General features: G+C 73.6%; 7 protein-coding genes. 4 read left to right on the top strand and 3 right to left on the bottom strand.

Annotated elements, in window-relative coordinates:
• Window positions 1-855, top strand: an 855-nt coding sequence (locus tag NBZ85_RS25180; protein ID WP_261562713.1) for an HpcH/HpaI aldolase/citrate lyase family protein, incomplete at its 5' end; no start/stop codon positions are given.
• A 21-nt stretch (window positions 856-876) separates the two neighbouring features.
• Here the strand turns inward: NBZ85_RS25180 and NBZ85_RS25175 are convergent.
• Window positions 877-2,244, bottom strand: coding sequence for a TetR/AcrR family transcriptional regulator (locus NBZ85_RS25175; RefSeq protein WP_261559478.1), 1,368 nt, complete (start codon window positions 2,242-2,244; stop codon window positions 877-879).
• Window positions 2,245-2,577: 333 nt separating this feature from the next.
• On the opposite strand from NBZ85_RS25175, the gene NBZ85_RS25170 reads away from it, so the two are divergent.
• Both NBZ85_RS25170 and NBZ85_RS25165 read left to right on the top strand, forming a co-directional pair.
• Entirely contained in the window at window positions 2,578-3,498 is a 921-nt protein-coding gene (locus tag NBZ85_RS25170; RefSeq protein WP_261559477.1) for an NADP-dependent oxidoreductase, read from the top strand.
• A gap of 193 nt (window positions 3,499-3,691) precedes the next feature.
• A complete protein-coding gene (locus NBZ85_RS25165; RefSeq protein ID WP_261559476.1) occupies window positions 3,692-4,564 on the top strand; it encodes an LLM class F420-dependent oxidoreductase in 873 nt (290 codons plus the stop codon).
• A gap of 48 nt (window positions 4,565-4,612) precedes the next feature.
• Here NBZ85_RS25165 and NBZ85_RS25160 read toward each other — a convergent pair whose 3' ends face one another.
• Complete coding sequence (locus tag NBZ85_RS25160; RefSeq protein ID WP_261562712.1) at window positions 4,613-5,566, bottom strand: NAD(P)H-dependent flavin oxidoreductase; 954 nt, start codon at window positions 5,564-5,566, stop codon at window positions 4,613-4,615.
• A gap of 193 nt (window positions 5,567-5,759) precedes the next feature.
• Between NBZ85_RS25160 and NBZ85_RS25155 the strand changes: the two genes are divergently transcribed.
• A complete protein-coding gene (locus NBZ85_RS25155; RefSeq protein WP_261559474.1) occupies window positions 5,760-6,008 on the top strand; it encodes a hypothetical protein in 249 nt (82 codons plus the stop codon).
• A 26-nt stretch (window positions 6,009-6,034) separates the two neighbouring features.
• On the opposite strand, the gene NBZ85_RS25150 is transcribed toward NBZ85_RS25155, so the two are convergent.
• On the bottom strand, window positions 6,035-6,931 hold the full coding sequence (locus NBZ85_RS25150; RefSeq protein WP_261562711.1) for an NAD(+)/NADH kinase: 897 nt from the start codon (window positions 6,929-6,931) through the stop codon (window positions 6,035-6,037).
• Window positions 6,932-6,933 lie beyond the last annotated feature (2 nt).

Below are 6,933 nucleotides of genomic sequence, written 5' to 3'. Positions count from 1 at the left end.
ATCCTGTCGGTGCCGGCGACGGAGGAGAAGCGGATCCTGCGCTCCTTCGACCGGGGCGCCGACGAGCTCGTCTTCGATCTCGAGGACGCGGTGGCGCCGGGGCGCAAGGACGACGCCCGTGCCCTGCTGGCCGGCGTGCTCGCCGAAATCCTCGCGGGGCCCCGGGCGGACGGCGTCGGGGTGTCCGTGCGGGTGAACGCGATCGGGTCGCCGTGGTGCCATCTCGACATCGCGGCCTGCGTGGCGGCCGGCGACGGCCCGCTGTCACTGGTCATCCCCAAGGTGTCGGACGCGGGCGATCTCGCCTTCGTCGAGCGGCTGCTCGACGGGGTCACCGCGGCCGTGGGGCGCACGGCGCCGGTCCGGGTGCAGGCGCTGATCGAGAACGCCCAGGGCCTGTCCCGGGTGGCGGAGATCGCCGCATCCGGCGGCCGGCTGGAGGGCCTGATCCTCGGGTACGCCGACCTCGGCGCGTCGCTGGGCCGGGCCCGGGCCACGCCGCCGCAGCGTTGGCTGTACGTCCAGGACCAGATGCTCACCGCCGCGCGCGCCCACGGCCTGCGGGCCGTCGACGGGCCCTACCTCGGCACCGCGGACGACGCCGGGCTGCGCGAGGCCGCCGAGCATGCCCGCGAGCTGGGCTACGACGGCAAGTGGGTCATCCACCCGGCGCAGATCGCCACCGTACGGGAGACGTTCACCGCCGGGGCCGAGGAGGTCTCCCGCGCCCGTGCGGTGCTCGCGGCGCTGGCGGAGGCACATCGCCGCGGTGCCGGCGCGGTCGGCCTCGACGGCGAGATGATCGACGAGGCGTTGGCGGTCGCCGCCCGCCGCGTGCTCGCCCGCGCGCAGTAGCCACCGGCGGCCTCAGCGGCCTCAGGCGGCCGCGTGGCCGATCGGCCGGCCGTTGAGCAGGCCTCGCTCGATGACGGTGCCCAGCAGCGCGGCGGCCTCGTCGGGGGTCTTCGGCGGGGCCATGTTGACGGCGGTGTCCGGCAGCCGTTCGAGCAGGCAGAAGAACACCAGGCCGGCCACGTCGAGGTCGAGGGGATAGGCCCGTTCGACCTGGTCGAGCAGGGCCGCGTAGTCGGCCCACATCTCGTGCCCCACCTGGCGGCGCACCACGTCCAGGCGGGGGTCCTGCGGCGCCGACTCGATCCAGGTTCGGGTGACCCCGACGTAGCGCAGGTGGAAGGCGACGAAGTCGGCGAGCCAGCCGCGCAGCCTGCCCAGACCCTGCGGGTCGAGCGTGATGCCGCGGATCTCCACCCCGAGGCGGGTGCTGACCGCCGACGCCTCCGCGCTCAGTGCCAGCAGCAGGTCCAGCTTCTCGTCGAAGTACTTGTAGAAGGTGCCGCGGGCCAGACCGGCCGTGGCGACGATGTCGTCGACGAAGGAGAGGTGGTAGCCGCGCTCGGCGAAGCAGGTGATGCCGGCGTCGAGGATCTGGCGGACGGTCGCGGACGCGCGCGGGCTCAACGAGGCGAACCGCTCGGTCACCTCGGGCATCGGGGTGGGCGGGACCGCGGCCAGCGCGGGGCGGCGCACCGGGCGGGGAGCCTGCGCCGGCACGGCGGTCTCGGCCACGAGCTGCGCGAAGGCGCTGGCCGGGGTGCGCGGGAACAGGATGAGCTGGAGGACGACGGCGAGGTTGTCGACGAGCTTCTCGACGGGCTGCCCGTCCCCGAAACCGCTGTGCCGGAAGTAGTTGAACCGGTTGACCAGGGTGGTGAGCGTCATCGCGGCGTCGGCGGGATCGATGCCCTCGACCTGGGAGGAGACCAGGCGTTCGGCGATCCGCTCGTAGTACGACTCCAGGAATCCACTGATCATCGGGCGGACCGACGTCCGCGGCGAGTCGACGTTCGCCCACTGCACGAACATCGTGGCGTACTTGTCGTAGACCCAGGCCCACTCGCCGAGCCACCAGTGCAGGTTGTCGAAGCCGAGAGCCGTGGGCCCGAGCGGGCCGATCCGGCGCACGACCCGCATGAGGGCGCCGCCGCACTCGTTGAGCAACTCGACGAAAATCGTTTCCTTGCTCTCGAAGTACTGGTAGAGGGTGGCGCGCGAGACACCGGCCGCGGTGGCGATCTCGTCGACCGACGTCCCGTGGAAGCCCTGCGACTCGAACAGGTCCAGCGCCGCTGTGACGATGCGCGTACGAGTGCGGGTGCCGCGCGCGCCGACCACGGGGCTGGTCGGACCGTAGCTGGCCCGTCGGAGGATCTCGTTCTCGGACATCTATGTCAGAGTATGCGATCCGCTCCGGTGTGGTAACGGTACCTACCCGGCTGGGCGAGTCGGGCTGGCGACGAGGGCGGCCCGGCGGAATGTCGCTACCCAGGGCTGGCAGGGAACCTGCGCGGACTCCAGTCGATCGATCATCCCGATAGCGAAGTCTGTTGAGTTACAGGAATACATCCTGTCAGAAACTCGCAATATGGCGGAAAGATCTCCGCCCGCCGAGGCCCGCCCGGGACCGGGACGCGGACGGGCTGCCTCCGGAGCAGACACGCCGACGGGTGCGGAGGGCAGCAGGACCAGAATGCAGGCATGGACAACGAGGATGCTCGCATGAAGGCGATCAGTTTCGCGCAGACCGGCGGCCCGGAGGTTCTCCACCTGGTCGACGTGCCGCAGCCGCACGCGGGGCCGGGGCAGATCCGGGTCGCGGTGCGGGCGGCCGGGGTGAACCCGGTCGACTGGAAGATCCGCAATGGCTCGACCCTGCGCACCATCCCCGTGGCGCTGCCCCACATCCCGGGTTTTGAGGCCGCGGGCGTGGTCGACGAGGTTGGCGCCGGCGTCGAGGGGGTGTCGGTCGGTGACGAGGTGTTCGGCGCGGCGCAGAACGCCTCCGCTGAGTACGCCGTGCTCGACGAGTGGGCGCCGAAGCCGCCCGAGCTGACCTGGGCGCAGGCCGGGGGCCTGGCGATGGCGGTCGAGACCGCCGCCCGCGGCCTGGACCTGCTCGGCCTGCCTGCCGGGTCGGCGCCGGCAGGCAGGACGCTGCTCGTCAACGGCGCGGCTGGCGGCGTCGGGCTTGCCGCCGTCCAGCTCGCGCAGGCGCGCGGGGCGCGGGTGATCGGCACCGCCAGCCGGGACAACCAGGAGTACCTGCGCTCGCTCGGCGCGGCGGCGACGGACTACGGCCCGGGTCTGGTCGAGCGGGTCCGCGCGCTGGCCCCGGACGGGGTCGACGCCGCCCTCGCGGTGTCGGGCGCGGGTGCCCTGCCGGACCTGATCGCGCTCACCGGCAGCCCGGACCGGGTGGTGTCCATCGGCGACGTCACCGCGGCGGACCACGGTGTCGTGTTCACCACCGGCGCGGAGGGGCGGGCCTTCTACTCGCTTCGTGAGGCGGCGACACTCGCGGCCGCGGGCCGGCTCACCATGCCGGTCGCCCGGGCCCTGCCGCTCACCGAGCTCGGCGAGGCGCACCGGATCAGCGAGACGGGCCACGTGCGCGGAAAGCTCGTCGTCGTCCTCGACTGAGGACGGCGCCGAGCCGGGACCGAGCCGAGACCGAGCCCGCCAGGGTGGGGTCGCGGCGGATCCCGTCCGGGTGGGGTCGGTCCGCGCTGGATCGATCGGCGGTAGGGTCGTAAACGGAGGATCCTCCAGTACTCCCTCGCCCCCGGCGTTCCGCACGCGCCGGGACCGGTCCCACCCGACGGGAAGGACGGCCATGGAAATCGGGCTGCACGTCTCCGACTTCACCTGGTCCGGCGGGCCGCAGACCATCGCGCAGGATCTCACGCGCGTGGCGGCCGCGGCCGAGGACGCGGGCTTCGCGAAGCTCAGCGTCATGGACCACGTCTGGCAGATCGGCATGATCGGCCCGCCCGAGCACGACATGCTCGAGGCGTACACAACGCTCGGCTACCTGGCCGCGCGCACGACCCGCATCGAGCTGCTCGCCTGGGTGACCGCGGTCGTCTACCGGGAGCCGGGCCTGCTTGCGAAGCTCGTGACCACGCTGGACGTGCTGTCCGAGGGCCGGGCGTGGCTCGGCATCGGCGCCGCCTGGAACGAGCCGGAGGCGCGCGGTCTCGGCCTGCCGTTCCCGCCGACCGCCGAGCGTTTCGAGCGCCTCGAGGAGGCGCTGGAGATCATTCTGCAGATGTGGAGCGGCAAGGACGCCCCCTACAGCGGCCGGCACTACCAGCTCGAGCGCACCCTCAACGTGCCGGCGCCGCTGCGCCGGCCGTATCCGCCGATCCTCATCGGCGGCAGCGGGGAGAAGAAGACCCTGCGCCTGGTCGCGCGCTACGCGCAGGCCTGCAACCTGTTCGCCGGCCCCGACGTCGAGCACAAGCTCGACGTGCTGCGCGCGCACTGCCAGGACGTCGGGCGGGACTACGACGAGATCGAGAAGACGGTGATCGGCCCGCTCGACCCCGGGCCCGGCGGGGAGAAGATCGACGCCCTGCTCGGGGAGATCCAGCGGCTGGCCGGGCTCGGCATCACCCACTACCACGGGTCGGTGCCGCGCGTGGACACGCTGCGCCCGCTGGAGCTGCTCGGCGAGCGCCTCATCCCGGCGGCCGCCGCGTTCTGAATCTGCCCGGCTTCAGGCGTCCGGGCGAAATCAGGCGTCCGGGCGGAATCAGGCGTCGAGGCGGGCGCGGGCGTCGTCGAGCGCGGCCCGGGCGCCCGCCCACGTCTGCTCGATGATGTCGGCGACCGCCTCGACCTGGGCGATCCGCCCGGCCACCTGACCCGTGTTCGCCATGCTGGCGGCCAGGTCACCGGTGAAGTAGAGCGCCGGAATGCCGTCGAGGCCCACGTCGGAGCGGCCCGCGGCCAGGGCCCGCTCGGCGGTGGGGGTACGCAGCACCCGCATGGTCGGCAGGCCCCGCACCGACAGCATCACCGTGGCGGTCTCGTCCGCACCGACGACCGCGTTCTTGAGGTTGTCGTGGATCGGTGACTCCGCGGACGTCAGCATCCGTGTACCCATCTGCACGCCCTGGGCGCCGAGGACGAGGGCCGCCGCCATCGAAAGCCCGTCGCAGATCCCCCCGGCGGCGATGATCGGCAGGTGGACCCGGGAGGCGACCAGGGGCAGCAGGACGAGGGTGGACGCGGCCTGCGGGTTCTTGAACCCGCCGCCCTCGACGCCCTCGACGATCACCCCGTCGACGCCCGCATCGGCGGCCTTGAGCGCGTTGCGCAGGCTGCCGACGACGTGGAACACGGTCATCCCGGCGTCGTGCAGCCGTCCGGTCATCACCCTGGGGTCGCCGGCGGAGGTGATCACGGTGCGGATGCCGGCGGCTGCGAGCACGTCCACGGTGGCCGGGTCGTTGCGGGCGGCCAGCGCGATGTTCGCCGCGACGGGCGCGTCGGTGAGGTCGCGCACCCGCCCGAGGTCCTCGCGGCCCTGCACCGAAGTCGTCTCGATGACGCCGAGCGCACCGGCGTTCGACACTGCGGCGGCGAGCTGGGCGCCGGCGATGTAGGTCATCGGCGCCTGGACGATGGGAATCCGCACGCCGAGCAGCGCGGCGAGCCCCGCGGGGGAGCGGGCCGGGGCGGACGGGACTCCGTCGACGGGCATGAGGCGACTCCCGGGGCGTGCAGGGCTGCCGAAGTGGGCCGGACCGCGAAGAAGTGGGCCGGACCGCGAACAGGTCGCATATTAGGCGGGCGGGTTCCCGGGCTCGACCGGTTGCCCGTCGGTCCGTCGGCCGTCCGGATCGTCGGTGGGCGGCGGGTGGTGGACGCGGCGCGATTCGGGGTATTGATCGACCATGTTCAGGTGGTTGCAGCGAGTGTCCGGGCGGGGCCGCGGCCGGGCGGCGGACAGCTCGGCGTGGAATCCGACCGGCTGGTGGTGGTGCCTCGATCACGGGCGGGCGGAGAACCCGCCGGACGCGCCGGGACACCGCCGCCTCGGTCCCTACGACAGCGCCGAGCAGGCGGCGCACTGGCGGGCGCGGCTGGACGACCGCAACGAGGCCTGGGACGAGTCCGACCGCCGCTGGGCCGCCGGCCGCTGATCCGCCGACCCGGCGCTGTCTGCGCGTCAGGCTGATCCGGCTCCGGCTCCGGCTCCGGGGCCTGGGCCTGGGCCTGGGCCTGGGCCGTCGACCTCGGCGGAGCTGGCCAACCGCAGCTTGCGCGCGGCCCGCTCGTAGAAGGTGGTCCGGCCGAGGCGGACGACCCCGGCCGCGCCGGGCCGGGCGTGCAGCGCGACCGTCGCCCCCGCCTCCAGGTAGTCGTGAACCCGGCCGTCGACCTCGACGGCGAGGCGGGCGCTGCCAGGCAGCACGTCGAGGGCGAGGGCGTCGCGGACCGACAGCACCACGCCCCGGTTGAACGCCGAGTGCGGTGCGGCCGGGGTGACCAGCAGCGCCTCCACGGACGGGCTGACGATCGGCCCGCCGGCCGAGAAGCTGTACGCCGTCGACCCCGCCGGGGTCGACACGACGACGGCGTCCGCGGCGTAGCGGACGAACGGCCGCCCATTGACCCGCAGCGCCACCGCCGCGCTCCCGCCGTGCCCGGGGACCCGCACGACGGCAACGTCGTTGAAGGCGCTCACGGTCACCGTGCCGATCCGCGCGTCGACGGCGAGACGCGGCTCCACCGTGTACTCGTTGCGGTCGATCGCGGACAGCGCCGCCGCCAGCTCCGGCACGTCGACCTCGGTGAGAAAGCCCAGCCGGCCGAGGTTCACGCCCAGCACGGGGGCCGCCCGGCCGTCGGCCAGCCGCATCGCGCGCAGCATCGTCCCGTCCCCGCCGAGGCTGACCAGCAGGTCGCTACGCCCGGCCAGCTCCTCGGCGGGCACCGCCACCGCGGTGCACCGCAGCCGCTCGATCTCGCCGCCGATGCCGAGCACGGTTACGTCCCGCTCGGCGGCCCAGCCGAGGACCGCCCCGACCGCCTCCGCGGAGTCCCGCCGCGGATGCAGCACCATCC

The sequence above is a fragment of the Frankia tisae genome (assembly GCF_025403405.1).
Lineage (GTDB): Bacteria > Actinomycetota > Actinomycetes > Frankiales > Frankiaceae > Frankia > Frankia tisai.
This window is presented reverse-complemented; position numbering and strand designations above follow the sequence as displayed.

What these genes read in the sequence shown, in the direction of transcription:
- NBZ85_RS25160 (WP_261562712.1), bottom strand. Translation starts at nt 5,566, where the DNA reads ATGCCCGTCGACGGAGTCCCGTCCGCCCCGGCCCGCTCCCCCGCGGGG.
- NBZ85_RS25165 (WP_261559476.1), top strand. Translation starts at nt 3,692, where the DNA reads ATGGAAATCGGGCTGCACGTCTCCGACTTCACCTGGTCCGGCGGGCCG.
- NBZ85_RS25150 (WP_261562711.1), bottom strand. Translation starts at nt 6,931, where the DNA reads ATGGTGCTGCATCCGCGGCGGGACTCCGCGGAGGCGGTCGGGGCGGTC.
- NBZ85_RS25155 (WP_261559474.1), top strand. Translation starts at nt 5,760, where the DNA reads ATGTTCAGGTGGTTGCAGCGAGTGTCCGGGCGGGGCCGCGGCCGGGCG.
- NBZ85_RS25170 (WP_261559477.1), top strand. Translation starts at nt 2,578, where the DNA reads ATGAAGGCGATCAGTTTCGCGCAGACCGGCGGCCCGGAGGTTCTCCAC.
- NBZ85_RS25175 (WP_261559478.1), bottom strand. Translation starts at nt 2,244, where the DNA reads ATGTCCGAGAACGAGATCCTCCGACGGGCCAGCTACGGTCCGACCAGC.